The sequence below is a fragment of the Serratia sp. 506_PEND genome (assembly GCF_001076875.1).
GTDB classification, from domain to species: Bacteria; Pseudomonadota; Gammaproteobacteria; order Enterobacterales; family Enterobacteriaceae; genus Serratia; species Serratia marcescens.
In genome coordinates this window covers 1-1,191 of the sequence record NZ_JVEL01000361.1, presented here as the reverse complement: position 1 = coordinate 1,191, position 1,191 = coordinate 1, and the positions used below count along the sequence as shown (strand labels likewise).

The window sequence follows — 1,191 nt, the reverse complement described above, 5'->3', positions numbered from 1 at the left end:
GGGAATGGCTTAACCGCTATCTGCTCAGCCACGGGATCCCCAAACACTGACACACCACAGCTTCACCCACTAGCGACCACACCAAAAGGCCATGCTCCCACAGGAGCATGGCTTTTTTGTTTATGCCGTTAAATCAACAATAAGGAATTTACCATGAGACTAGCCAGCCGCTTTGGGCGGACAAACCAGATCCGTCGCGATCGTCCGTTAACCCGCGAAGAACTGATGCAGGTCGTTCCCAGCGTATTCAGTGCAGATCGCCACGGTTCCAGGAGCGAAAAATACGCTTACATACCCACCATTACTCTGCTCGAAAATCTTCAACGCGAAGGCTTTGAACCCTTCTTCGCCTGCCAGTCACGCGTACGCGACCCTGACCGCCGGGAGCATACCAAACACCTGCTCCGGCTGCGTCGTACCGGTCAGATAACCGGCCAGCAGGTACCGGAGATCATTTTGCTCAACTCGCATGATGGCTCCAGCTCATACCAGATGCTGCCTGGGCTGTTCAGAGCCATCTGCACCAACGGGCTCGTCTGCGGACAGTCGTTCGGTGAAATTCGTGTACCGCATCGTGGCGATGTGGCCGGGAAAGTGATTGAGGGCGCTTACGAGGTACTCGGTGTCTTTGATCGGGTGGAAGAAAAGCGCGAGGCCATGCAGTCACTTCGACTACCAGCACCCGCGCAACATGCCCTGGCGAACGCCGCACTGACATACCGCTTTGGTGAAGAATATCAGCCGGTGACCGCAGCGCAGATACTGACACCGCGACGGTATGAGGACCGTCAGGACGACCTGTGGACCGTTTATAACCGCATTCAGGAATCGTTGCTGAAAGGCGGGCTGAGCGGACGCACCGCACAGGGTAAACGTACCCACACCCGTGCGGTTAACGGTATCGACGGGGATATCAAACTCAACCGCGCGCTCTGGGTGATGGCCGAAGAACTGCAGCAGGCACTGAGCTGATGCAGCACATTCCTGCAAATACCCGTCTGACGGCTGTCTGGCCCGTTTCCCTGCAAAACCAGTCCGGCTGCCGTTCCATCTCCGACGATGACCTCTGCGCCTGGTGCAGACATCTTTGCTACCGTCCCGGCGAGCTCAGCCTGTGCCGACTGTCTGTGTCTGACAGCATCTGGCCCTCACGGTGCGATGAAGATGGCTATGCGCAGTCCTGCCCGTCAC

2 protein-coding genes are annotated in these 1,191 nt (G+C 57.3%); both read left to right on the top strand.

The window, feature by feature from the left end:
* Positions 1 to 153 precede the first annotated feature (153 nt).
* Positions 154 to 972, top strand: coding sequence for a DUF932 domain-containing protein (locus ADK28_RS11670; RefSeq protein WP_048795718.1), 819 nt, complete (start codon positions 154 to 156; stop codon positions 970 to 972).
* Positions 972 to 1,191: hypothetical protein (locus ADK28_RS32720; RefSeq protein ID WP_075202070.1), on the top strand; the 220-nt coding region annotated here is incomplete at its 3' end. The genes ADK28_RS11670 and ADK28_RS32720, both read left to right, overlap by 1 nt.

Excerpts from the sequence above, each read along its gene's own strand:
- ADK28_RS11670 (WP_048795718.1), top strand. The coding sequence starts at position 154 with ATGAGACTAGCCAGCCGCTTTGGGCGGACAAACCAGATCCGTCGCGAT.